Raw genomic sequence first — 23176 nt, forward strand, 5'->3', positions numbered from 1 at the left:
CCGTTCGGTGCTGCCGGGGTTCTGATTTCGGGGACAGCTCCAGCCGATCGTACGGGAATGAGTAACCGCTGGACCGAAGCGAACGTCCGCAGCTTGGTTTGGACCTGACCCGTGTTGGTGGACGTTTCTTCACTTTCGAACCAACAGGTATTTACCATGCCAAGAACCCGTCCACCATACCCACAGAAGTTTAGGGATCAAATCGTGGAACTGGCGCGAAACGGACGAACGCCATCGGATCTGGCTGAGGAGTTTGAACCAACCGCGACAACGACCTCGGGCTGGCTGAACCAAGCCGATCGAGACGAGGGCAAAAGCGCCGAGGGCCTTTCCAGCGACGAACGGGAAGAGCTTCGCGAGCTCCGCAAGAAGTTGCGTGAGCCAAAGCAGGAGCGGGATATCCTGGCAAAAGCGACGGCCTAATCCCAAGAGGGAAAAAGGCGATGTACCGCCAAAATCTTCCGGTTCATATACTTCTGCCAGGCCGAATTTCCAATCAGCGCGATGTGTCGTGTCCTCGGTGTCAGCCGGAGTGGATACTACGCATGGCGAAAACGCCTGCCCTCGAAGCGAGACCAAAAAGACGCGATGTTGACCAAACGAATCAGACAGATCCATGAGAACTCGCGAGGAACGTACGGGTCGCCTCGTGTCCACGCCGCTTTGCAGGCCGAAGGCGTCCGCGTCGCGAAAAAGCGCGTCGCTCGGCTCATGAAAGAGGCCGGCCTGCGAGGCGTAAGCCGTCGAAAACGGCCCTCTACGACCGTTTCTGGCGACACAGGGCGCCCCGTTCCCGACCTCGTGGATCGAGACTTTACCGCTTCTGGTCCCGACGAGCTCTGGGTGGCAAATATCACCTACGTGCCGACCCAGGAAGGCTATCTGTACCTGGCCGTCGTGATCGACGCCTACAGCAGGAAAGTTGTCGGCTGGGAGATGGCCGACCACCTGCGGAGTGAACTGGTGCTGGAGGCTCTGAACATGGCTGCCCGGCAACGAGAACCTGAGGAGACGGTCCATCACTCCGACCAGGGCTCACAGTATACATCAATCGCCTTCGGAGAGCGGCGGGAGGCCGAAGGGGTGCGTCCCTCAATGGGTTCGCGAGGCGACTGCTACGACAATGCGATGTGCGAGTCCTTCTTCGCAACACTCGAATGTGAGCTGATCGAGCGGGACACGCTCGCCAGCCAGTCGGAGGCTCGCCTCTCGGTCTTCGAGTTCATTGAGGGCTCCTGCACCCCCGAGCGCCTGCATTCCGGGATCGGTTACCAGTCGCCGAATCGCTACGAAGAGGAGTACCATTCACGAGACCATTCTCAAACCGAGGAACCTCATTCACTTGTCGCGGCGTGAAAGCCGCGCACTGTCCACTTTATCGGGGGAGCTCCACATCGTCTGGGACTGTCCCTTCGAGAGCCAGTAGCCTTGGCAATCCACAAAACGCCAGTGCCACTTCGCCACAGTCGACCACAGATCACCCGCTCGACGCGCTAAGGCATCAAGCTGATCTGTCCTGCCTAATTTGAGTTTGCGAGCTAGCTACCGGACAGTTTTGCTTTCAAACGAATGAGGCTGTTGCATCACCGGAATCGAACCGGAAGGTTGAAGGTGACCATGCCTTTGGCCAACCGACCCGTTCCGATGAGCAACAGCCTCTCTCTTCAAGATAGGATCGAGACCTTGATTGGCCAAACGCTTCTGCCGTTGCGGAAAACTCGGCACCGAAACTTGGCCCGTCTGCTGACTGGGCTCTACCAAGCGGAGCACGTCCACCTCTCGGCGATGGCCGACGAGTTGCCCGGACTGGCACAACAGACCAGCAAGACGCGTCGAATGCGGCGTTTTTTGAACAACGAGGAGGTCGAGCCGGATCGATGGTACCGCCCAGTGGCTCAAAGGCTTCTTCGTGAGGCCTCCGAGAGCGGCCGGTTGCGTATTTTGGTCGACCGATTGGAACTGAGCGGCAAGCGGCGCCTGTTGGTCGGGGCGCTGGCATATCGCCGTCGGGCGCTGCCCCTCTGGTGGCGCGTAGAGCGGCAGACCGGTGCCACCAGAGCAGAGCTGCAGGCCAAGCTTCTTGGAAGAGTTGGCCGAGCTTGTGCCGCCGGAGGCCGAAGCGGTTCTGATTGGGGATGGAGAGTTCCATTCGGTTGATCTGCTGGAGAAGGCCAAACAAGAAGGCTGGGCCTACTGCGTGCGTTTGCATGCGGACACCTACGTGCGAACCGACGGAGAGCGGCCGTGGAGGGAGTGCCGGACGCTCGATCCGGCGGAAGGAGAGCGCCGATACGTCGAAGACGTTCGAATTGCGAAGAGCCGTGACTTCGGCCCAGTCAATCTGGTCTGCCATTGGGCCGAAGGAGAAGAGGAGCCGTGGCGGCTCGTGACGAACCTCTCGCCTCGCTTCTCGGTCGTGCGTCTCTACCAGAGGCGCATGTGGATCGAAGAACTGTTCGGGGATTGGCAGGAGGAACGGTTCCACTTGCATCAAACTCGTCTTTACGCACCGGAAACGCTCTCGCGATTGGTTCTGGGACTGAGTCTGGTCTACGTCTGGCTGGTAGCGGTGGCCAGCTACGTCGCCGGGGCGAGGCTGGCGCCCGCTCGTGGACCGGACTGGTCGTCGAGACCGGAGTTATCTGGCAATTGGGCTTCGGTGGATCAGAAGGTGTCTTCGGAACCGAGAGCCGCCTCAAATGCGATTGTTACCCTACTTCTGAAAACTGTCCGGTGGCTAGGTTTGCGAGTCAGATACATACGCTGGATTGATCTCTTCGGACCCGCGAGAAGAGTCCGTGTATGTCCCGGCTAAAGCGCGGGACCTTTACTGCGCTGCGGAGCGAGTGCTTTTAGAGTGCTCTTCTGTGGAGTCGGAGGTAGGCGCGTTCAAATCCCTGCAGATCACCCTCTGGCTGCAAACAGTCAGAAGGCCGTTTCCCACCTTCGCTCACCCGAACCGCCCGCATAGATTTCTCCGTAGGTCGGCTCTCCATGGATCCTCGAAGGCCAAGTGCCTCACTTTTGTATTCACGTCCCTACAACCTGGCCCCATTCAGGGCCTTTCCTCTCCCTGTGCTTGAGTCAAGTGCAGGCTTTTATCTTCGGAGGACCCTACCCCCTACCTCCCACCGTGATCCCAACACCGCAGCACCGGGCATTTCGGGTCGTCTCGTAAATTACTTGTGTCGGATTCACTGCCTATCTTCGCCAGTGCCAGCATATTTAAGCTGTTTCGAGGCTACTACATAGGCTCCGTCAACACTCCCTTCGAGGATTCCCTTCTGGTTCAGGCATTGGCAGATCTAGGTGCCTTTCCATCCTGAGGAGTGTATCCTGAGTTAGCAGGCTCATTGGTCTCCGCTGGACGTAGGTTCTGCCTCCCAAGATGTCCCTTGTACCTCGCAGATTGGCGGGGCTATCACGGCCAGGACGCTGAAGCATGATTCCGGCCCTGCGCCTCCAGCACGAGAGGAGGCCATCTGTTGGGCTCTGCAATCCAGGCCCTCCAGTGTCCGTGCGCACCTCCCTTGGGGTCCCGGCATGAGCAGATAAAACGCTGCTGTGTGATGACAGTGGCGCATTCCACCCTCACGGGACATATCTTCTCCAAGGGCTTCCATCTCTGAAGTGGCTTCAGTGCGGGGTGAGTTTTCCCGATGGGACCGAAGCAGTTGCTTTGGAATAACCTTGTCCAGCCATCGCCAAGAGGAGCGGCCCCAAGGCTTGCCACTGGCCCCGTCTCCCCCTTCCTGGACCGGATTCCTCACGACACGTCCTATTCCGCGCCGCCCCAAGCCCGTAGGGCGACCCGCGCTGTCATGTCAACGTGTGGTTCTGTGCGAAAGAACAGTCTCTGAGTCTGCTCTAGCTCAGCTCACCGTGCTCTACTCAATACTGTAGGCTCTCCGGAGTGAACCAAAAGCTCCCCCTTCCGTCGGAGTGGAGGCCGCTGTTCCTTGGGCCTGAGAGTGATAGCTCCCCCGTCTCCTTCTTCAGGCTCAACGCTTATTTTGAGAGCAGTCCCCGAATCAATACCGAGGTGATCTCGGACCTCTTTCGGAATGACAATTCGACCTTGACTTCTCCCCCGGCTAAAGCCGGGAGATTCTTCATGGGCTTCTCTGCCCTTATCCCACGGGTCTGCCCGCCTGCCCACAAGAGCCTTTCGGCTCTGTGCAGGTCTTACCAGCGGTCGCCGGGTTACACCGTTGCGGTTCAGAGCCTGTCGGCTCGGTTCGCATGTGCGGACGATACCGCACTCCGGTGGGCGAAGCCATCTCGCCAGCTACCTGGGTTGCCCCAGGATACCTCTCGTTCAGAATATTTCGTGCTCCTACCACGTCTCGATGTGCCTCAAATGAGCACTGCGGGCAGTTGAAGTCTCTGCCATTTGGCTTATGCCTGTGCTCGCAACTCGGACACGTCTGTGAGGTGTAGGCTTCCGAGGCCCGCTCAACGGTCATTCCGCAAAGGTGGGCCTTGTAGGTGAGCATGTGCTCGAACTTCGAGTGTGCCCACTGGTGTAGGCGTTGGTTCATTCGGTCTCCGTACTTGATCCGCTCTCGGATTCCCGTGAGATCACCGACTACAACTGTTCCTGTCCGTCTCTCGTGGAGGACATTTACCAGCCGCGTCGTGACCTTGTGCAGTAAATCCTCGATCTGATTGCGGACCTTCTGTAGTTGCCGGTCCTTGGCTCTGGTGAGCCGCTTCCAACGCCTGCTTCCTTTCTCTTTGTGGTCGATTTTCGACCGCAGGTTGCTCAACATTCGGTTGTGTTGCCTGCGGAGAGAGCGAAGCCGTCCGCCGTGGACACTGATGTTCTCTCCGTCTTCGACATAGACAGTCGCAAGGTGTCGTTCTCCGAGGTCTACGCCTGCCTTCTTAGAGCCCTTCGGCTCTTGATCTTCAGAGCCCTTCGGCTCTTGATCTTCTTCGACCTCGTACTGACACCGAAGCTCGTACTGATCGCCGTCCCATCCAATCTCGACTCGTTTCGGTTCCTGGCCTGAAGGTCAGTTAATCAACACCGGGTCGTTGCCACGTCCATTAGACAGACGAAGCACGCCGTCATCTCGAAGCCGGATCGCAGAGGACTTCCACTGGACCTTGAAATGCCGCTTCTGCTTGTAGGGTGGGCGGAGGCCCTCATAATTGCCGTTTTGTCGCTTCTTGCGCCAACTCTGGAGACTGTCGTAGAAACTGTCTGCCACTGCTTGAGCCGACTGGCTATGCAGCCCGTCGAAGCCCTTGCAGTACATCTTCTGGGCTTGCCCTTTCGAGAGCCAGTAGCCTTGGCGGTCTACAAAGCGCCAGTGCCACTTCGCCACAGTCGACCACAGTTTTCCTGCCCGCCGAGCAAGACGGTCGAGTTGGTCTGTTTTGCCCAATTTGAGCTTTCGGGTCAGATACATGTGAAATACAAAAACCCTCGCAGCACTCGGCAGGTGGAACTGGGCTCATAGTAGGCCCGGCTGCCGATTGCTCACGAGGGCAATCAACACAATAGCACTATGATTTCGGAGTTCCACATCCGCAGTCAAAGACATAGGCTCAAACCGGAAGTGTTTCCGGCTCAGCTCGTTCGCCGGACGAGAAGAGTCCCCGAACCGACAGGTTCATATGTCCCCAGGAGCGACAGCTCCATAAAGCGCGGGACCTTTACTGCGCTGCGGAGCGAGTGCTTTTAGAGTGCTCTTCTCGCGCTCTACTCAATACTGTAACGCGTGAGGCGGGGCGGAGGGTAGATTCTACGCACCCATGTGGAGGCCGCGTGCCTGTGGCGCGTTGGAACGGCTCTTGTGGCGTTAGGGAGAATGCAAATCCAAACTCCCTTCACGATTCCGGCCGTCACGCCATGTTTTCCGTCGGTCAGACCATCGTCCTCGGGCTTGCCGGCTTCATCTACGTCGTCGGCGCCGCCTTTCTGCTCGGGGGACGCGCCGTGTTGAACAGCCGGGAACAACGCCCCTCCGGCGGAGACGGCGGCCAGGTCGTGCGCCCCGGAACCATCAACGGAGCGCCCCACTTCGTTCCGGCCCTGAACATTCCTGTCTCGGGTAATGGCACCGCCAGTCCCAATGCCCGCTCCGCAACGGGAGGCACGGCCTCGAAGGAGGCCTTGTCCCCAGGCGGACGCATGCACCCGGCCCGCGGCCGGGCCCACTCGGGCACGGCAAGCGGCGCCCCGACCTCGCTTCGCGCCCCCCTCTGCCTGAACTGACAGGCCCACATCGCATACAAGAACGTTGAGATCAAAGCAGGCCAAGGCCGAAGCAGGAGACAAGTCTTGCAGAACAAAAGCCAGGGCCCCCGGCCGACCGTCCCTGGAGCCCCGTTCCGTTTCCTGTAGGTGAAACGTTCGGATCGTCGCATCGGGACTGCAATGCTCCAAAAGATCAGCGCCGGTAGGCCGTTTGATGACGAATAGGCGCGAAGACGTGTGCACACTGTGGAGTGCGGTTCGTGTTACAATTGTAAATTGGCAAACTGTAGAATGCTCGGTGCGGGGGCGCCGGGGCGCTCTCCTGCCTTGCTCGGGGCGACCGGGCATTATCGCGACCGGGCCTTGCCCGAACGCCGGAAAACAGCGTGCAGACGCTCGTCTCTCCAGAACGAATCCTCCTACCTTCGTAGATGGCTCACCTTCAGCGGCGCGATCCAGACCAGAACGGCCAGGGGGATATCGTCCGCTCATGGGAGGGGGGCACCAACGGTGCGGCTGGACCGTCCTCAGAAAGACAGGGCATCAAGGGGCAGATTGAGGAGCTGCTCGATCTGCTGCGGCGCCGGAAGTGGTTCATCGTTCTGGTGTGTCTCACGGCGGTGGCGGGGGCCGCGCTGTACACGTACACACAGGTGCCCGTCTACCGGACGAGCAGCCTCGTGCTCGTGGAGAAGGGGCAGCAGTCCGGTACCGAGTCCGCGATTGGTGCGCAGGCGCAGGGAAGCGGTTTGCTGCCGAGCAGCTCTTCGCTTCGGAACGAGCTGATGTTTCTCCGCAACTCTCAGGCCCTGCGAGAACGGGTGGCCGAGCGCCTTCTGGAGCAGGGCGAGGCGCGTCGTGTCTTGTCGTCGCAGGGGGTCTCGCCGTTTGGCAGGCTCATGGATCGGGCGTGGGCGTGGTCTGGCCAGGGGACCGGGGGCGCGGAGGGGGGCGCCTCCGAAGACGACCCGTCGCCTGCGGACCCCACGCAGCTGTCGCCCGCCTCCGTCGCCCCGGCCCTCGCCGGGCGCGTCCGGTTCAGCCGGGCCGGGGCGGAGACAAACGTGATTCAGATTGTCGCCCAGGACGAAACCCCGCCGGTGGCGCAGCGCCTCGCCAACCTGTTCACGGAGGCGTACATCGAGCTGACCCAGAAGTCGAGCCGCGAGCGGGTCAAGGCGTCCCGCACGTTCTTGGAGCAGCGGTCCCAAGAGCTCGAACGGGAGCTCGAGACGATTGAGCAGCGGATCCAGCGGTTCCAGCGCAGCGAGGACGCCGTGAGTCTCGACCAACGGCAGGGCTCCCTGACGGAACGCATCGCGAGCACCGAGTCGTCGCTGGAGCAGGCCCGCATCGAGCTGCGGATGGAGCAGTCCTCGTTAGAATCCCTCCGGGAGGAGCTGGAGTCCATCCAGCCGGGCCAACTGTCCGATCAGCTGGCCTCGACGGTCGACCAGGAGATTTCGTCGCTGCAGTCGGAGATCGCCAAGCTCGAGCTGTCGAAGCAACAGCTGGAGCTTCAGTCCGGGGCGCCGACCCCCGCCGACAGTGCCCAGGCTGCCCAGATTGACCGGCGGATTCAGAAGCTTCGGGCCCGCATCCAACGGCTTTCGGACCGGTACGTGGAGGAGCTGATGGGAGGGGGCCTGAGTCCCAAGCAGGGAGCGCAGCGGATCAACGAGCTCAAGCGCCGGATCGCGGAGAAGAAGATTCAGATCACGGGCCTGAACTCCCGGATCGACGTGCTCTCCGAACGGCTTTCGGAGTACGAGCAGGAGCTGAACGCAATTCCCGGCAAATCGATGACCCTGGCCCAGCTCCGCCGCGACCAGAAGTATGCGGAGCAGATGTACGGATTCGTGACCAAGCAGCTCCAGCAGGTTCGGGTGCGGGAGAAGTCCGAGCTGGGCTACGCCACGCAAATTTCGGAGGCGGACATGCCGGGCATCCCGGTCCGGCCCCAGCCCCAGCGCAACCTGATTCTGGGGCTGATGCTCGGCCTGCTCGGGGGCGGCGGGCTGGCCCTGCTCCGGGACAAGATGGACAACCGGCTGTACAAGCCCGACCAAATTCGCGACCTGGGCTACCACGGCATCGGGGTGATTCCGAACCTGACGCCACTCATCGAGGATCAGATGGGCGGGCAGGCGACGGTCGAGCGGGACGGGCACCAGCTGGAGACGGGCCTGATTGCGGCACTGAAGCCGTACTCCGCGGCCACAGAGGCGTACCGCAAGGTCTGGACGAACCTGCAGCTCGGCCGGCCCGACGGGGAAAGCGGGACCGTTTTGGTGACCAGTCCGGGGAGCGGGGACGGCAAGTCCCTGACGGCGGCAAACCTGGCGGCTATTATCGCCCAGGCGGGCCACGCGACGCTTCTGGTGGACGGGGACCTGCGCCGTCCCCGGCTGCACGAGATCTTCGACGTCTCGCGGGCGCCCGGGCTTACAGAGACGCTCCAGAATGATCTTGAGGAGCACGCAATGAAGCGGCCGCTGGACGAGAATTTATGCGTGCTTCCGGCGGGGACGAAGGTCGAGAGCCCCACGAAGGTGCTCGGGTCGGCCCGCTTCCGCGAGTTTCTGGGGGAGGCCCAGCAGTACTTCGACCACGTTATCGTGGACTCCTCGCCCGTGCTGGCGACGGCGGACGGGCCGATGCTCTCGGACCTGTGCGACACGACCCTCTGCGTGGCCCGGGCCGGCGCGACGACCGAAGACGAATTGCACGACACCCTTGAGGTGCTTGGAGAGGTGGGGGCGGACGTGGCCGGCGTGGTCTTTAACGGCTTTGATATCTCGATGGCATACGGATACAAGTACCGCTACCGCCACTACGGCCAGTATGGCCCCTACGACCAGTACCGTTCGCTTCCGGAAGACACGTCTGCGTAGCGACGGCGAGCGTCCGGCATTTCACCCCTCGGGGCCGAACACGTGTCAATGTCTCCTCCCTTGATCTCTTCTCTGCGATGACCTCCATGCGTGCCCGCTGTGCAACTGGACTCGCCCTGTGCCTGATGCTGGCCGTAGGGCCGGCGTGGGCCCAGCAAGAGACGGGGGGTATGCAATCCGGGGGCACGGCATACTATACGTTTGCGCGCCCGGGCCAGAACACCATCGAGGTGCTCGTGCTTGGGGGACAGTCTGGAATTTACGAGGTGGGGGAGAATATCAACATGGGTCAACTCGTCGCCCTGGCTGGTGGTGGAAGAGGCGGTGGCCGGACAAACGTGACAGTGCGACACTTCCGCCTTAAAGACGGAAAGCGGAGGAAAATCCTCGATCAAGACCTTGACGAATTTACCGAGCGTGCGCAGTACCCGTCGTTACAGGATGGAGATGTAATCCGGCTCGAAACTAGTCAGGGATGGGGCTGGCGCGAGGTGCTTCAGATTACGACCGCTGTCACCTCTCTGACCTTCACCGTCCTGCGCATCTTCGATATTGGGCGGTAGACGAGAGGACGGGAACCCGGAAGGCGGCGGCCCGCTGGATGGCTTTTTGAGCGACACTCCGGGACGCGGTGAGAGGGCCGCCGCGTGCCGGCACCGGTTTTATGCGCCCCTGAGTCACAGGGCTCTTTGCAGAGCCGTGTGACTGACGTAGCGAAGCTGTGTCTTTGCGTTCCGTAAGAAGGCAGGATCCGTCCCTTTAGAATAGCCGTGCGCTATGTCCCGTGACCTCTCGGCCAGCACATCACTCGCATAACGCCTCATCGAAATGCACCTGACGAATTCCGACGCCAAGATTTACGTGGCCGGCCACCGCGGCATGGTGGGGGCGGCGATTTGGGACGAGCTGGAGGCGGCCGGCTACCAGAACCTGGTGGGCCGTTCGTCGGCGGAGCTCGATCTGCGGGACCCGCAGGCGACCCGGGCGTTTTTCGAGGCAGAAGAGCCGGACTTCGTGGTGCTGGCGGCGGCGCGGGTCGGGGGCATTCTCGCCAACGACCGCTACCCGGCCGACTTCATCGGGGACAACCTCGCGATCGAACAGTCGGTCATCCGCGCGGCCCACGAGACCAGCGTCGAGCGGCTGATCTTCCTCGGGTCGACGTGCATCTACCCGAAACGCGCCGACCAGCCGATGCCCGAGGAGTCCCTTTTGACGGGCCCGCTGGAGCCGACGAACCAGTGGTACGCGGTCGCCAAGATCGCGGGGCACAAGCTCTGTGAGGCCTTCTGCAGGCAGCACGGGGACGACATGCTCACCCTGATGCCGACGAACCTGTACGGCCCCGGCGACGACTTTGACCTGGAGACGAGCCACGTCCTGCCGGCGCTGCTCCGGAAGGCCCACGAGGCGAAAGGGGCCCGGTCGGATGGCTCCGACGCTCCGGTGACCCTATGGGGCTCCGGCGAGCCGAGGCGGGAGTTCCTCTACGTGGAGGACCTGGCGGATGCGGTTCGGTTTGTGCTGGAGACCCCCGAGGAAGAGATCCGTGAGGTCGCCGCGGACGGAATGCTGAACGTGGGGGTGGGGGAGGACCTCTCGATCAACGAGCTCATGGCGCTGATCCAGGGGGTGGTCGGCCACGAGGGGGCCGTCGAACACGACCGCTCGAAGCCGGACGGGACGCCGCGGAAGCTGGTGGACACCAGCCGGATGGACGCCCTCGGCTGGACCGCCGACACGAGCCTGCGGGCGGGCATCGAGAAGACCTATAACTGGTATCGCGAGCACGAAGAAGAGCTTATTGCGGCGTAGAAGTTCATTGCGGCATGGCGCTTGTGCCGGCTTAGCGAATCCCGCACTCCATCATCCGCACTCCACTACATTTTCCTACACGCGGCCGACACGTCGAATGCCCCCTGACAACGAGATCACGAGCAAGATTCCGGAGGACCGGCCCGGCGCCCGCGGGGAGGTGCCCGTGGCGCTGATTACCGGCATCACCGGGCAGGACGGCTCCTACCTCGCGGAGCTGCTTCTAAAGAAGGGCTACGAGGTGCACGGGCTCAAGCGGCGGTCGAGCCAGTTCAACACCGGCCGGATCGATCACCTCTACGAAGATCCGCATAAGGAGGACGTCCGCCTGTTTTTGCACTACGGCGACCTGACTGACTCCTCGAACCTGATCCGGGTCGTGCAGGAGACCCGGCCGGATGAGATTTACAACCTGGCGGCCCAGAGCCACGTCCAGGTTTCCTTCGACAGCCCGGAATACACCGCCGACGTCGACGCCTTGGGCGCCCTGCGCCTACTGGAGGCGATCCGGATTCTGGACCTCGAAGACAAGACCCGGTTCTACCAGGCCTCCACCTCGGAGCTCTACGGCAAGGTCCAGGAGGTGCCCCAAACCGAGGAGACGCCTTTCTACCCGCGGAGCCCGTACGCCGCAGCGAAGCTCTACGCCTACTGGATCACGATCAACTACCGGGAGGCCTACGGCATCCATGCCTCGAACGGAATCCTGTTTAACCACGAGAGCCCGCGGCGGGGGGAAACGTTTGTCACGCGGAAGATCACGCGGGCGGCGGCCCGGATTGAGGCGGGCCTGCAGGAGCAAACCTACCTCGGTAACCTCGACGCCGAGCGGGACTGGGGGCACGCCCGGGACTACGTGGAGGGGATGTGGCGGATGCTTCAACAGGAGGGGCCGGGCGACTACGTCCTGGCGACCGGGCGGACGACGACGGTGCGCGCCTTCTGCGAGATGGCGTTCGAGGCGGCGGGCATCGAGCTCGCGTGGGAGGGGACCGGTGAAGACGAGGTCGGCTACGACGCGGAGACCGGGCAGCCGGTCGTGGAGGTCGACCCGCGGTACTACCGCCCGACGGAGGTGCACCAGCTCTTGGGCGAGGCGGAGAAGGCGCGGGAAGAGCTCGGCTGGGCGCCCTCGACGAGCCTCGAAGCGATGGCCGAGGAGATGGTCGAATCCGACCTGGAGACGGCGCGCGAGGAGATTACCGTTCAAAATCATCAGCAAACGCGTTGACGTGCAGCGTTCCAACCTTTGCTGGTCATGCAGATCGTAAGACATCCATGCGCATTACTGTTCGGATTTCTGACGATCTCGGCGAAGACGTGAAGCGTCGTGCCGACAACGTGAGAAGATACGTTGAGGAGGCCCTGATGGAAAAAATTCAGCGGGAAGAGCGGCGCCGGGCCCGCCAAGAGATCTTGGACATGGCCGGGGGAGAGTCGGTCGACCCTGCCTTGCATGATCGAAATCAGCAGACGCGAGAGAACGAAGACCGGCACGGAGACGCCCAGTTTGCCAGGCAGTAGCTTTGTGACCGGAAAGGATCGCCAGTCTCCGGAACGCGCCGATTCCCACAAGGGACGGTCCTTCGGGTCCCGCAACCACGTTCGGAATCAGTATCTTCCGCTTCGGTCGCAACGCGGGCTAGTGTCGTCTGCAACGTCGAGGAACCGCCCGTTCTCGGCTTGTTCGGCAGACAGCGAGGAAAACACGAGCCGAAAAAGAAAACTTACGTGCACACCGAGTAGCGAACGACGACACGACGCCAAATGCACACATGACCCACCCCGAGACGGGCGAGGCCCCGTCCATCCTGTTCATCAACCAGCACTACTGGCCGGACTGTGCGGCGACGGCCCTGATGCTGACGGACCTGGCCGAGTATTTGGCCGAGCAGGGGGTCAATGTGCATGTCCTCTGCAGCCGGGGGCACTACCTCTCCGGCGCGATGGAGGTGCCGGCGGAGGAAACCCACAACGGCGTCCACATCCACCGTGTGCGGGCCACGGCCCTTGGGCGCGAGACGACGCTCGGTCGGCTGACGGACTACGCCAGCTTCTTCGCCAATACTCTGCGCCGAGTGCTGACGGGCCCCGCCTACGACTACATCATCCCGCTCACCACGCCGCCCCTCCTGCCGCTCGTCGGGGCGATTGCACGGCGGGTGCGCGGACAGGCCTACGGCATCTGGTCGATGGACCTGCACCCGGACGCCGAGGTGGCCGCGGGCATGTTCGCGGAGGACGGCCTCCCGGCCCGCATGCTGCACGCCCTCAACAACGCCGGGTACCGGCACGCCGACTTCGTAGTGGACCTGGGGACCTACATGAAGCGCCGGCTCCGAGACAAGGGCGTGGCGGGCGACCGGCTCCACACCATCCCGGTGTGGAACCGCAAAGACGACGTGACCCCGCTCCCCCACGCCGACAACCCCCTGCGCACTGAGTTGGGGCTGGACGACACGTTTGTGGTGATGTACTCCGGCAACGCTGGGGTGGCCCACCGCTTCGAGGAGGTGCTGGCGACGATGAAGCGGCTCGACGGGCACCCGGACATCGAGTTCGTGTTCGTCGGGGAGGGGCCGAAGAAGGACCGCATCCAGGCGTTTGCCGACCGGCATGCCCTCTCGAATTTCCGCTACCTGCCCTACTTCCCCCGCGAAGACCTCGAGCACTCGCTCCCGATGGCGGACGTGCACCTGATGACGCTCCGGGAGGAGATGGCGGGCATCGCCGTGCCGGGGAAGCTCTACGGCATCATGGCCGCCGGGCGGCCCGCCCTGATGGTGGGGCCGGAGGCCTCCGAGCCGGGCGAGACGATTCAGATTTCAGGCGCCGGCCGTGTCGTGGATCCGTCGCAGACCGACACCCCCGCGCAGGCGCTCCATGACACCCTGCTGTCGCTGTACCGGGACGACGCACTGCGCACCGAGCTGGGCCGAAATGGCCGCGAGGCGTTTCTGGAGCACTTTGAACGGGAGGTGTGCTGCCGAAAGTGGGCGTCTCTTTTCGATCGTCGTCTGAACGGGGGTTCGGAGGTGGGCGCCTCCCCTCAGAAAGAAGCCGTGGTTGGATCGTGAGAACGGGGGTGGACCGCGGACGGCAGACGGCGGACCGCCGTCTTCGCTCGTTCAGAACCGGACGCCACCGTTCGAAAATTCCCGATCGAATCCGGCGATGACGCCGCTTCAGATCACTCCCTCTTGAACCAGGCAGCCAACCCACCGCTGCCCGCCGACTGCCGTCTTAACGACCGCCTACCATCGTCCGAATACGGTCCCCACAAGGTATTCGTGCGGCAACGTCATGGACGCAGGCCCGTACGCAACGAGAGCGCTCTGTTGCACAAGATGAGAGGAGTCCGATGGCTGAAATTGCAGATCGTATTGAGGTGCAGCCGGAGGTGCACCACGGAAAGCCGGTGATTGCCGGGACCCGCGTCCCCGTGCACATGGTCCTCGGTCTCCTTGGAAAGGGCGTAGCGATTGAGGACATTCTGACTGACTACTACGACCATCTCACGCGGGAGGACGTATTGGCATGCATCCGGTATGCAAGCTCGGTGATTGAGGACGAAGAAGTATATGCCAGGAGGGCGTAGATGGAAAGTGATCGAACCGTGCCCGAGGGGCCGTTCCTTGCGGACGAGTGCACCTTTACGCAAACGGTCCGGCGAATGGAGGAGGCCGGGTGCAACGTGACGCGGATCCAAGACCTTGGGCTGTCCGGCGCGTCGGATGCCAAGGTCCTTCAGAAAGCGAAAGCGCTCGGGGCCGTTTTGGTGACGACGGACAGAGGGTTTGGCGACATTCGGACGTACCCGCCCTCCTCCCACCATGGGATCATTCTCCTCAAAGTGATCCCCGATCCAGAGCAGGTGCGAGCCGTCCATCGCACACTGGAGACACTTTTGACCTCGGAAACCAGCTTTGAAGGCTCGCTCTTCGTCGTCGATGCACAGAAGTACCGCAAGCGGACGACGCCGTAGCCTCGTCCGCGGAGCTCACGAGACTCTCAGCAATCACCGCTGACCGCCGTCCCGCTTCCGCTCCATCAAACCAACGCAGAGCCCCGCGCCGCCCCGTGATCGGCCGTCCGATGCCCGCTTGTCAGCGCCCCGACAGGTTCCGATCGAGTTTGCAGACAATCTCCGATCCGGCGAACAACTCACGAGTCTGGCGACAACCAGACCGCTGTCCGCTGCGCTGGGAGTGCCAACGACCGAGTGCTCTTGGGGTGACCGCTGACGGCCGTCAAACTCCCGCGGTCGGCTGTCCGCCGTCCATAATGCATCTCGAAGGAGTCTGTAAAATCGGGCGGACGATCAGATGGTCTACAAATTCGAAGATTTAGAAGTGTGGACCCGCGCCCTGGACTACAGTGACCAGGTGCACGACATCGCCGAACAGCGTCCGAAGCATGAGCGCTACAACCTCGCCGACCAGATGACCCGCGCCGCCAACAGTATCGCACTAAACGTGGCAGTCTAAAACTACTTCCTCGCTTCGCTCAGGGCGCGGAGGGCTCAACGGAGCTTAGTGACGCTGAGCAGGACCGCTTCCTTCGAATCGCCGTCCGTTCTCTGCTTGAGACGGTCGCCTGTCTTCATCTCGTGAAGCGGCGAGAATATCTCGACAACGTGGACCTGCTCCGCAACGCCTATGAGGAAAGCGAGTCTCTCTTCGCCAAACTGCAGGCGTTTCGCGCCTCCCTGGACACCGACTCCTCCGTTCGAGAGCCGTCAGTCGAATATGACGACGAGGCTCCATTTTAGCCTCCATCTGCTGAATCCGGCGACAAACGGACCGCGGTCGGCGGACGGCGGTCGGCCGTCCTCCTTTCTGAAATCTGTCTCCAGACATCGACGCTGCCGCTAAATGAACACATTCAGCGACCTCCTCAAGTACCTGCGCATCTACCGCCGCTACCTCGGTCGGCGGATGTACTTCATCTTTGTCCTGACGCTGGGATCGGCGTTGGCGTCGGCCTTCGGCATTACACTGCTCCTGCCCCTGCTTCGCGCTTCGCAGTCGGGCGGTGAGGGGATGGAAGACATGAGTACCGCCGAGCAGTACCTGCAGGCCATGCTGGAGGCGATGGGCATCGCCGACTCAATGGTCGGCATTCTGGCGTTTATCGCGGTCGTATTCGTCGCGAAAGGAGTCCTCCAGTTTGCAAAAGGGGGCTATCAGGGCTACCTACGGGCCCAGCTCCTGCGGGAACTCAAGACGCAGCTTTTCGACGCGTACAGCGGGATGGACTACCGCCATTACATCCGCAAGAACACGGGGCACTTCATCAATGTCATCAACGGGCAGGTCAATCGGTTCTTTGCGTCGTTCAAGAGCTTTGTCGACTTCCTGACGCAAGTCGTGACGACGGCGAGCTACTTTGGTTCTGCGTTTGTCGTCTCGTGGACATTCGCGAGTATGGCACTGGGGGTCGGGCTCGTGCTCCTTTTCTGCTTCAAGTACCTGAATGCGTACGTGCGGCGGCTCTCGCGCCGGCAGTCCGACGAGATGAGCGAGCTCAACAAGCTCCTCGTGCAGGCCCTGCAGGGCCTCAAGTACATCGTCTCCACGAACCAGATTGCCCATCTGCGCAGCGGGGTCGTCGACAGCGTAGATCGGCTCACCGGGTACATCTTTCGGCAGAACGTGGCGCAGGCGTTCACACGGGCGGTCCGAGAACCGGCCTCGGTTCTCCTCATCGTGGGCCTCATCATTCTACAAGTGGCCGTCTTTAACGACCCGATCGCGCCCATCTTCGTGGCGCTCCTGCTCTTTCACCGCGGCATGCAGGCAATGATGTCGGTGCAAGGGGCGTGGCAAAGCACCATGAACAAGATTGGAGCCGTGGAGATGGTGGACGGCGAGTTCGATACGGTCCTGTCGCACCAGGAAGACCGGGACGGCCGCGTCCTCCGCGCCCTGTCGGAGGGCATCGACTTCGAAGGCGTGCACTTTGCCTACAACGAAGACGACGGCGACGTGCTACACGACGTGAACGTTACCGTGCCCGCGAATGAGACGGTGGCGCTCGTCGGAGAGTCCGGGGCGGGGAAGTCGACGCTCGTCGACATGATGACGCTGATGCTCTCGCCCCAGGCCGGCACGATTCGCGTCGACGGCATCCCCGACGACGAGGTGGACCTCGCCGCGTGGCGCGACCAGATTGGCTACGTCTCCCAAGAGACGGTCGTATTCGACGACACGGTGGCCAACAACATCAGCCTCTGGCAGGGGGACATTGAGGAAGACCCGGCCCTGCGGGAACGCGTCATCCACGCCGCCGAACGGGCCCACGCGCATCACTTCATTCAGGACTTGCCGAACGGATACCAGACGCAGGTCGGGGACCGCGGTGTACGCCTCTCCGGCGGGCAGCAGCAGCGCCTCTTCGTGGCGCGGGAGCTCTTCAAGGAGCCGAACCTGCTGCTGCTCGACGAGGCGACGAGTGACCTGGACACGGCCTCGGAGCAGCACATCCAGAACAGCGTCGACGCCCTGCAGGGGGAGGTGACGGTCGTGATCATCGCGCACCGGCTCTCGACGGTGAAAAACGCGGACCGCGTCTATGTGCTCGACGACGGACGGGTCATTGAGTCCGGCACCTACCACGAGCTGCGGCACCGGGAGGAGGGGGCCTTCCGCGAGATGGTGGAGATGCAGAGCTTGTAGCAGTACATGTCTAAGGCTCCACGTTGAATGAGAATAGGGCTAAGACAATCGACGGTCGTACACATCTTGATTACTCACAGTTTTTCGGCACATCATGAGAAGGCATTGTTCTCGCTGGTGGACAGGGGACGTGCCTGCACCCCACCACAGAAGCCTTGTCGAAGCAGCTGATGCCAGACCGCAGCAAACCAATAATCTAATACCAGTTCTTGTTATTAAAAATGTACTGCAAGTAGAGTCAAAAAAGTTAATGAAACGCTAATAAATTAGCAGGTAAAACTGTTTATTGTCCAAATAAAAAATCCAATCTACTTTTGGGTCAATATCGAAGTTGTTCATTATAATTGTAGAAGTATAACTTAAGAGTTAAAATTGTAAGCCAAAAACACAAAAAATTAAATATAAATACGTTTGGAAAAGTGTTTTGTTCCAAGCACGTATACGTACGGACGATTAAAAACATGCCACACTTGTCAACTCAATGTTTCTATTAGAAAAATTCGATACTACGAAAGTATGCGTATCTTTCGGTACCTAAAACGGTACATCAAACCACGTTTACCAGGACGACTCTTATTTACACACGTTCCCAAGACTGGAGGAACGTCTGTCGATCTTTCGATCCGGAGCGCGTATCGTATTCCCAAGCCGGAACCCGATTACGAGGCCGTACGAGCGGCATGTATTGATTTGATGTCAGACGGAAGTTTAGAAGCGACGGGTGAGTCGGCAAAGGTTCTCTGTCACTACGCCCTTCAGAAAGAATGGTCTTACATAGCCGGGCACTTTCCAACCCGTTCCGAAACTTTGGCGCTTGCAAAAAAAGGGATACACGCTCGCGACGATCGTTCGCGACCCGGTAGAGCGTTTCATTAGCAACTATATCTACCACTACATCCGACTGTGGGAGCTTGGATTAGAAGAACCGCCCCCCGTTGAAGACGTGACCGATCAATTCCGGAGGCGCTTCTACGACGACATTCAGAACGACGTGCGTTTTCAGGGGTCTGCGTATCAGAGGTTCTTTGGTGGCGCCTCCGCGAAGGACGTAATCAAACGAATGAGTCGCTACGACATTGTCGGCGTAACGCACAGTCTAACCGATATGGAAGAGGATTTTCGGGCTCACGGGTTCAAAGTTCGTATTGGTCATGCGAACAAAACCAGCAAGCTTGACACATTTTCCAGTCGGAGGCAGGCCCTAAACAATCTATTTGAAGACCCCAAGTTACTGTCGAAAATACGAGAACGTACACAGTTGGATAAACGCGTCTTCAATCATTTTGATAACTGATAATATTCCTCAAAGTACAGCGCAATAGTTGTTCCGATTACGACGAATAAAAACTGACACTGTTAAATACTGGTGCCTCTTTAGATGTCCCCTCCTCTAATCTCTATTGTAACACCAAGTTATAACCAGGCTGAATACCTTGAGGAAACAATTCGATCGGTGCAGGAACAGGATTATCCACACGTCGAGCACATCGTTATTGATGGCGACAGTGACGATGACAGCGCCGATATCCTGCGTGCCTACGACGACAATCTCGCGTATTGGGTGAGCGAGCCAGACCGGGGACAAAGCCATGCCATCAACAAGGGACTTGAGCAGGCCACAGGGGATATCCTTGCTTACCTGAACAGTGATGACTTCTATCTTCCGGGCACTTTTGAAGCCGTCGCCGAGCTGTACCGTGAGTCCCCAGAGGCAGGGCTGCTACACGGGCGTTGCCGATACGTTAATGAGCAGGGAGAAAAAGTTGGCTCGCAGTACGGTCAGTTCGAGAGCGTTGCCGATCTGCTTGATCTGTGGGAAGTGTGGTGGAGCGAGCAACAAGTGGTTCAGCCCGAGGTGTTCTGGACGCGGGATGTCTATGAGAGGGTTGGGGGCTTCCGAGAGGATCTGAACTACGTTATGGATTACGACTACTGGCTGCGTACGCTGCTGGAAGGATTTGACTTAGTGCGCGTCGATCGAGAGTTTACCGCCTTTCGATTTCAGCCCAACCAGAAGTCTGAAGAGAGCGAGGCGGTTGCAAGTGAGCTTCTCAACTGTGTCAGACCATACCTCTGGGGAAAAGCCTCTTTGCCTCTGCCAACGCGAATATATTTACAGGGACAGTGGTTGCATCACGCATGCTTCCTGCCGGCAGTGGAGCGCTCCTTGGAAAAAGGACAGTCAAAGCATCAGCGATGGAAGATGCTTCTGCGTCTGACTGCCCAGCATCCCCAAATCGTCTTTTCCCGGGGGGTTCGCCATAGACTGTACAGCATTCTGACCTCCATCACATCTAAATCCTGATGTTGGCAAGGTAATAATCCGACCTTTTCAATGACGACGATTTTCTTGCATATCCATAAGACGGGCGGGACCTCTCTGAGTCATGCGTTGCGGTGGGGGACACAGTTTGCAAGACGCCATTGGACGGAGCCCGGTGATTCCTGGGCAAAATCGTACCAAGACCTCTCAGAGAAAGAGCGCGAACAAGTTGACTTGCTGCAGGGGCATTTTCTCTACGGAATACATGAGCATTGTCCAGGTCCAGCTACGTATATCGCGATGGTGCGTCACCCAGTAGAGCGTATCATATCGTCTTATTACTATACAATCGACACATTTCCTGACACCTACATACAAGAGATGACCTTGGAAGCTTTTGCCGCTGGCGAGAGCATCCATCGGGAGTGTAATGCTCAGGCTCGCCGTATCGCGGGCGTCAGCAAAGACGAGGCTGAATCAGTAAGCAGTGAGGGACTATTTGATCGAGCCATTCACAATATTGAGGATCATTTTGCCTGTGTCGGGTTGCTGAAGCGTTTCGACGAAAGCCTCATGCTCATGCGTCATCTTCTCGAATGGTCTTTTTATCCGCTATACCTGCGCGAAAAGGAGACGACCGATCGACCCCGCGGAAACGATATTCCATCATCGACGCGGGAAGCCATCCGCAGATCCAACGAGGTCGACATGCGCTTATATGATTTTGTTGTGAGTCGCTTCGATGAGCAGATAAAGTCTCAGCCTCGTATCGAGCGTGACGTGAGCCGATTCCGCAAACTCAATTGTCTCTATCAAAAGATCGCACCTTGGTTTGTGGAGCAGTATCGCCGCCTTCGTTGACGTAACCAAATGTTACCCTCTCGATGGGAATTGGGGCGCTACTACTCAAACTCCGACAGACTTTCGAGCACGGCGTACGCGCAGCATACTATCGCGACATTGTGCGCCATCGGATCACCTCGACTGAGCCGATTCGAGATCTTACAGACACTACCTGCGAGATCCACGTGCTCACGTCGTCCGACGACTGGCTCAACCTGCTCTGGGCGCTCAAGAGTTTCTACTGGGCCTCGGGGCGCCAATACGCGCTCTGCATCCACGATGACGGCTCTCTGGAAGATGACCATAGAGCCACGCTGCAGGAGCATTTCCCGGACGCAAGTCTCATTGAGCGCGAAGCGGCCGACGCCCGAGTAATCCCTTCCCTTGACGAATACCCGAAGGCAAAAGCCTTTCGGCAAGAGAATCACTTGGCGCCGAAGCTATTCGACTTCCGTGCGTATCTGGAAAGTGACCGAATGCTCCTGCTCGACAGTGACGTACTGTTCTTCGACGAGCCGACCGAGCTGCTCCGGCGCATTGAGGATCCAACGTACCAGAAAAACAGCGTCAACCGGGATATGGATACGGCGTATACGGTGGACCCGGTGGACGTCCATGCACAGTTTGGATTTGAACCAGTGCCGCAGTTTAATTCCGGGCTCGGTCTCATCCACCGCGATTCGCTCCGGCTCGACTGGATCGAAGTGTTTCTTGAATTGCCGGACATCCGAAGCCACTTTTGGCGGATCGAGCAGACGCTTTTCGCGCTCTGTAGCTCGCGGTACGGTGTGGAGCTGCTGCCGGAGTCGTATGATGTTCACCTCGGAAAAGGCATTCGGGGTCCTGTACGGCACTACGTGGGGGCTGTGCGACATTTGATGTATGACGAAGGAATTCGTCGGCTAGTTGGTAGTAATATGCTGCAACGGTAAAATGGCCTCTCGCACATCTTTTGTACATGATCTTTCGTCCATGATAGGCATCGAGAAGTAGCATGCGTCGTATTCTCATGATGCCGGACTACCGGTCTGATAATCCCTACCAGCAACTGCTGGCAGATGGGCTGCTGGAGCAGGGCAAACAAGTTAAATTCCCAAAAGGGTACCGGCGCGTGCTTCCCGTTACCCGTGCATCTCTGGACCATGCGCCCATTGACGTGCTTCATCTGCACTGGCCCGGCCCGTACCTCAAAGGACAAACTTGGGCTGTGAAGGTCGTCTACGCGGTGAAATTGCTCGTGGATTTGTTCTGCGTCAGGCAACAGGGCATCCGCATCGTGTGGACCGTGCACAATAAGGTTTCCCACGATACCGATGTCCCCGAACTAGAACTGTGGGTCCGACGAGGCGTGGCCCGACTGGCCGATCGGTTAATCGTGCACGACGAGGCGACGCGCCGTGAGGTCGCCAAGACGTACCGCATTCCGGCCGCGAAGATACACGTGATCCCCCACGGGCACTATCGCGACGTGTACGGTGATTCCGTCCCGAAAGCGGAGGCGCGAGAGGCGTTGGACGTGCCCCAGATGGGCCGGGTTTTTCTCAATTTCGGCATGCTCCGCCCGTACAAGGGGATCGAAACCTTGCTTGACGTGTGGCCGGTCTACCAGCGCGATCATCCAGCAGACACGCTGCTCATCGCCGGTAAACCGGCCGATCTGGAATACGAGGAGGCCCTTCGGTCACAGGTCCAAGCCTGCCCAAATGCGATTCTCGAAGCCCGATTTATCCCCGACGAAGACGTCCATCTTTACTTCAGTGCTGCCGATGTAATGGTCCTCCCGTTTCGGCAGATTACTACATCCGGCAGCATGCTGCTGGCAATGTCCTACGGCACCCCCATTATCGCGCCGCGCATGGCCAGCCTTGAGAAAACGCTTCAACCTGCCACCGATCTGTTATACGAAGAGGAAAACTTGTTGTCAACGCTCCGTAGGAGCCAGCATGTAAACATTGAAGCACTGGCACAGAAGACAAAGGAGGCCTGCGATCGGCTGTCGTGGGATCGGATAAGTGGTCAGACGTGGGGTGTCTACGCGGAGGCCGCTCAGAAAGAACTGGTTTCAGCTTAAGGAAGCGATAGCAAGAGACGACCCGAAGGGAATGTTTCTCTATCCAGTGATTGAACCCCTCGTCAGCGCCCTCATCGCCTGTTAAAACGCCGAACAGTGAGGCAGGGTGCCGTCAAAAGCGCGTTTGCACAGATGTAACCGCGTACGAAGATGATCATGTAGGATGACGGTCGCGACCGTCGGTAGCCGATGAGTCGCCACACAGTAAAATATTTGGCAAGAAAAACCTACCTCAAAGCACGTATCCTATTGTGATGACTTAGCGAGGTCTATGTTGAATTTTATCGTCCCTCTCAAAAGCCCCGAGGTCTCTAGAGACTGGGAGGTTACGTCTCGGCTCTGCAATCGAACACTCTACTCAATTTGCCGGCAGACATGTCCGAGGTTTAGGGTAGTGCTGGTGTG

The 23176-nt window shown here is 59.6% G+C and carries 20 protein-coding genes and 2 pseudogenes; 19 read left to right on the forward strand and 3 right to left on the reverse strand.

Annotated elements, in window-relative coordinates; genetic code table 11:
• Positions 1–156: 156 nt before the first annotated feature.
• Both OJA40_RS09090 and OJA40_RS09095 read left to right on the forward strand, forming a co-directional pair.
• A pseudogene (locus OJA40_RS09090) lies at positions 157–1356 on the forward strand (IS3 family transposase).
• A 724-nt stretch (positions 1357–2080) separates the two neighbouring features.
• Complete coding sequence (locus OJA40_RS09095; protein WP_259165800.1) at positions 2081–2815, forward strand: transposase; 735 nt, start codon at positions 2081–2083, stop codon at positions 2813–2815.
• Between the two features lie 1062 nt (positions 2816–3877).
• Here the strand turns inward: OJA40_RS09095 and OJA40_RS15600 are convergent.
• Genes OJA40_RS15600 through OJA40_RS09105 form a run of 3 tightly spaced genes read right to left on the reverse strand, consistent with a single transcriptional unit; the run spans position 3878 to position 5417 of the window.
• Positions 3878–4159: an AbrB/MazE/SpoVT family DNA-binding domain-containing protein gene (locus tag OJA40_RS15600; protein WP_423816490.1), complete on the reverse strand. Its 282-nt coding sequence runs from the start codon at positions 4157–4159 to the stop codon at positions 3878–3880.
• The gene (locus OJA40_RS15490) at positions 4131–4988 is read right to left on the reverse strand and encodes an RNA-guided endonuclease InsQ/TnpB family protein (RefSeq protein ID WP_259180999.1); all 858 of its coding nucleotides are present in this window, start codon (positions 4986–4988) and stop codon (positions 4131–4133) included. Before OJA40_RS15490 ends, OJA40_RS15600 begins: the two co-directional genes overlap by 29 nt.
• A gap of 30 nt (positions 4989–5018) precedes the next feature.
• The gene (locus OJA40_RS09105; protein ID WP_259180465.1) at positions 5019–5417 is read right to left on the reverse strand and encodes a hypothetical protein; all 399 of its coding nucleotides are present in this window, start codon (positions 5415–5417) and stop codon (positions 5019–5021) included.
• A gap of 443 nt (positions 5418–5860) precedes the next feature.
• Between OJA40_RS09105 and OJA40_RS09110 the strand changes: the two genes are divergently transcribed.
• The 17 genes and pseudogenes from OJA40_RS09110 (at position 5861) to OJA40_RS09190 (ending at position 22771) form a co-directional block, all read left to right on the forward strand.
• Positions 5861–6226 carry a hypothetical protein gene (locus OJA40_RS09110; protein WP_263810409.1) on the forward strand — a complete coding sequence of 122 codons (366 nt, stop codon included), beginning with the start codon at positions 5861–5863 and terminating at the stop codon, positions 6224–6226.
• 413 nt (positions 6227–6639) lie between these two features.
• Positions 6640–9102 carry a polysaccharide biosynthesis tyrosine autokinase gene (locus tag OJA40_RS09115; protein ID WP_259165794.1) on the forward strand — a complete coding sequence of 821 codons (2463 nt, stop codon included), beginning with the start codon at positions 6640–6642 and terminating at the stop codon, positions 9100–9102.
• 86 nt (positions 9103–9188) lie between these two features.
• Positions 9189–9665, forward strand: a complete 477-nt coding sequence (locus OJA40_RS09120; protein ID WP_259080826.1) for a hypothetical protein — start codon at positions 9189–9191, stop codon at positions 9663–9665.
• 265 nt (positions 9666–9930) lie between these two features.
• On the forward strand, positions 9931–10917 hold the full coding sequence (locus OJA40_RS09125) for a GDP-L-fucose synthase family protein (RefSeq protein WP_259060011.1): 987 nt from the start codon (positions 9931–9933) through the stop codon (positions 10915–10917).
• 97 nt (positions 10918–11014) lie between these two features.
• Entirely contained in the window at positions 11015–12148 is a 1134-nt protein-coding gene (gene gmd / locus OJA40_RS09130; RefSeq protein ID WP_259165792.1) for a GDP-mannose 4,6-dehydratase, read from the forward strand.
• A gap of 47 nt (positions 12149–12195) precedes the next feature.
• Entirely contained in the window at positions 12196–12441 is a 246-nt protein-coding gene (locus OJA40_RS09135; RefSeq protein ID WP_259060012.1) for a hypothetical protein, read from the forward strand.
• A gap of 251 nt (positions 12442–12692) precedes the next feature.
• Entirely contained in the window at positions 12693–13994 is a 1302-nt protein-coding gene (locus tag OJA40_RS09140; protein ID WP_259165789.1) for a glycosyltransferase family 4 protein, read from the forward strand.
• A 284-nt stretch (positions 13995–14278) separates the two neighbouring features.
• Positions 14279–14515 (forward strand): DUF433 domain-containing protein, encoded by a 237-nt coding sequence (locus tag OJA40_RS09145; protein WP_259165787.1) that lies wholly within the window; start codon positions 14279–14281, stop codon positions 14513–14515.
• Positions 14516–14902, forward strand: a complete 387-nt coding sequence (locus tag OJA40_RS09150) for a DUF5615 family PIN-like protein (protein ID WP_259165785.1) — start codon at positions 14516–14518, stop codon at positions 14900–14902.
• A 340-nt stretch (positions 14903–15242) separates the two neighbouring features.
• Entirely contained in the window at positions 15243–15404 is a 162-nt protein-coding gene (locus tag OJA40_RS09155; protein WP_259165781.1) for a four helix bundle protein, read from the forward strand.
• Between the two features lie 38 nt (positions 15405–15442).
• Positions 15443–15688 (forward strand): annotated as a pseudogene (locus OJA40_RS09160) (four helix bundle protein); the annotation flags it as partial.
• 103 nt (positions 15689–15791) lie between these two features.
• Positions 15792–17594, forward strand: a complete 1803-nt coding sequence (locus tag OJA40_RS09165) for an ABC transporter ATP-binding protein (RefSeq protein ID WP_259165780.1) — start codon at positions 15792–15794, stop codon at positions 17592–17594.
• Between the two features lie 104 nt (positions 17595–17698).
• Complete coding sequence (locus OJA40_RS09170) at positions 17699–17794, forward strand: sugar phosphate nucleotidyltransferase (protein WP_259165886.1); 96 nt, start codon at positions 17699–17701, stop codon at positions 17792–17794.
• 1178 nt (positions 17795–18972) lie between these two features.
• Positions 18973–19899 (forward strand): glycosyltransferase family 2 protein, encoded by a 927-nt coding sequence (locus tag OJA40_RS09175; RefSeq protein ID WP_263810410.1) that lies wholly within the window; start codon positions 18973–18975, stop codon positions 19897–19899.
• Positions 19900–19929: 30 nt separating this feature from the next.
• Positions 19930–20718, forward strand: a complete 789-nt coding sequence (locus tag OJA40_RS09180; protein ID WP_263810411.1) for a sulfotransferase family 2 domain-containing protein — start codon at positions 19930–19932, stop codon at positions 20716–20718.
• Positions 20719–20885: 167 nt separating this feature from the next.
• Positions 20886–21632, forward strand: a complete 747-nt coding sequence (locus OJA40_RS09185; protein WP_263810412.1) for a hypothetical protein — start codon at positions 20886–20888, stop codon at positions 21630–21632.
• Between the two features lie 62 nt (positions 21633–21694).
• Positions 21695–22771 (forward strand): glycosyltransferase, encoded by a 1077-nt coding sequence (locus OJA40_RS09190; RefSeq protein ID WP_263810413.1) that lies wholly within the window; start codon positions 21695–21697, stop codon positions 22769–22771.
• Positions 22772–23176: the final 405 nt, after the last annotated feature.

Source organism: Salinibacter pepae (genome assembly GCF_947077775.1).
GTDB classification, from domain to species: Bacteria; Bacteroidota; Rhodothermia; order Rhodothermales; family Salinibacteraceae; genus Salinibacter; species Salinibacter pepae.

Coding starts and splice junctions, on each gene's coding strand:
- OJA40_RS09105 (WP_259180465.1), bottom strand. CDS start 5,417: ATGTATCTGACCCGAAAGCTCAAATTGGGCAAAACAGACCAACTCGAC.
- OJA40_RS09110 (WP_263810409.1), top strand. CDS start 5,861: ATGTTTTCCGTCGGTCAGACCATCGTCCTCGGGCTTGCCGGCTTCATC.
- OJA40_RS09115 (WP_259165794.1), top strand. CDS start 6,640: ATGGCTCACCTTCAGCGGCGCGATCCAGACCAGAACGGCCAGGGGGAT.
- OJA40_RS09120 (WP_259080826.1), top strand. CDS start 9,189: ATGCGTGCCCGCTGTGCAACTGGACTCGCCCTGTGCCTGATGCTGGCC.
- OJA40_RS09125 (WP_259060011.1), top strand. CDS start 9,931: ATGCACCTGACGAATTCCGACGCCAAGATTTACGTGGCCGGCCACCGC.
- gmd (WP_259165792.1), top strand. CDS start 11,015: ATGCCCCCTGACAACGAGATCACGAGCAAGATTCCGGAGGACCGGCCC.
- OJA40_RS09135 (WP_259060012.1), top strand. CDS start 12,196: ATGCGCATTACTGTTCGGATTTCTGACGATCTCGGCGAAGACGTGAAG.
- OJA40_RS09140 (WP_259165789.1), top strand. CDS start 12,693: ATGACCCACCCCGAGACGGGCGAGGCCCCGTCCATCCTGTTCATCAAC.
- OJA40_RS09145 (WP_259165787.1), top strand. CDS start 14,279: ATGGCTGAAATTGCAGATCGTATTGAGGTGCAGCCGGAGGTGCACCAC.
- OJA40_RS09150 (WP_259165785.1), top strand. CDS start 14,516: ATGGAAAGTGATCGAACCGTGCCCGAGGGGCCGTTCCTTGCGGACGAG.
- OJA40_RS09155 (WP_259165781.1), top strand. CDS start 15,243: ATGGTCTACAAATTCGAAGATTTAGAAGTGTGGACCCGCGCCCTGGAC.
- OJA40_RS09165 (WP_259165780.1), top strand. CDS start 15,792: ATGAACACATTCAGCGACCTCCTCAAGTACCTGCGCATCTACCGCCGC.
- OJA40_RS09175 (WP_263810410.1), top strand. CDS start 18,973: ATGTCCCCTCCTCTAATCTCTATTGTAACACCAAGTTATAACCAGGCT.
- OJA40_RS09180 (WP_263810411.1), top strand. CDS start 19,930: ATGACGACGATTTTCTTGCATATCCATAAGACGGGCGGGACCTCTCTG.
- OJA40_RS09190 (WP_263810413.1), top strand. CDS start 21,695: ATGCGTCGTATTCTCATGATGCCGGACTACCGGTCTGATAATCCCTAC.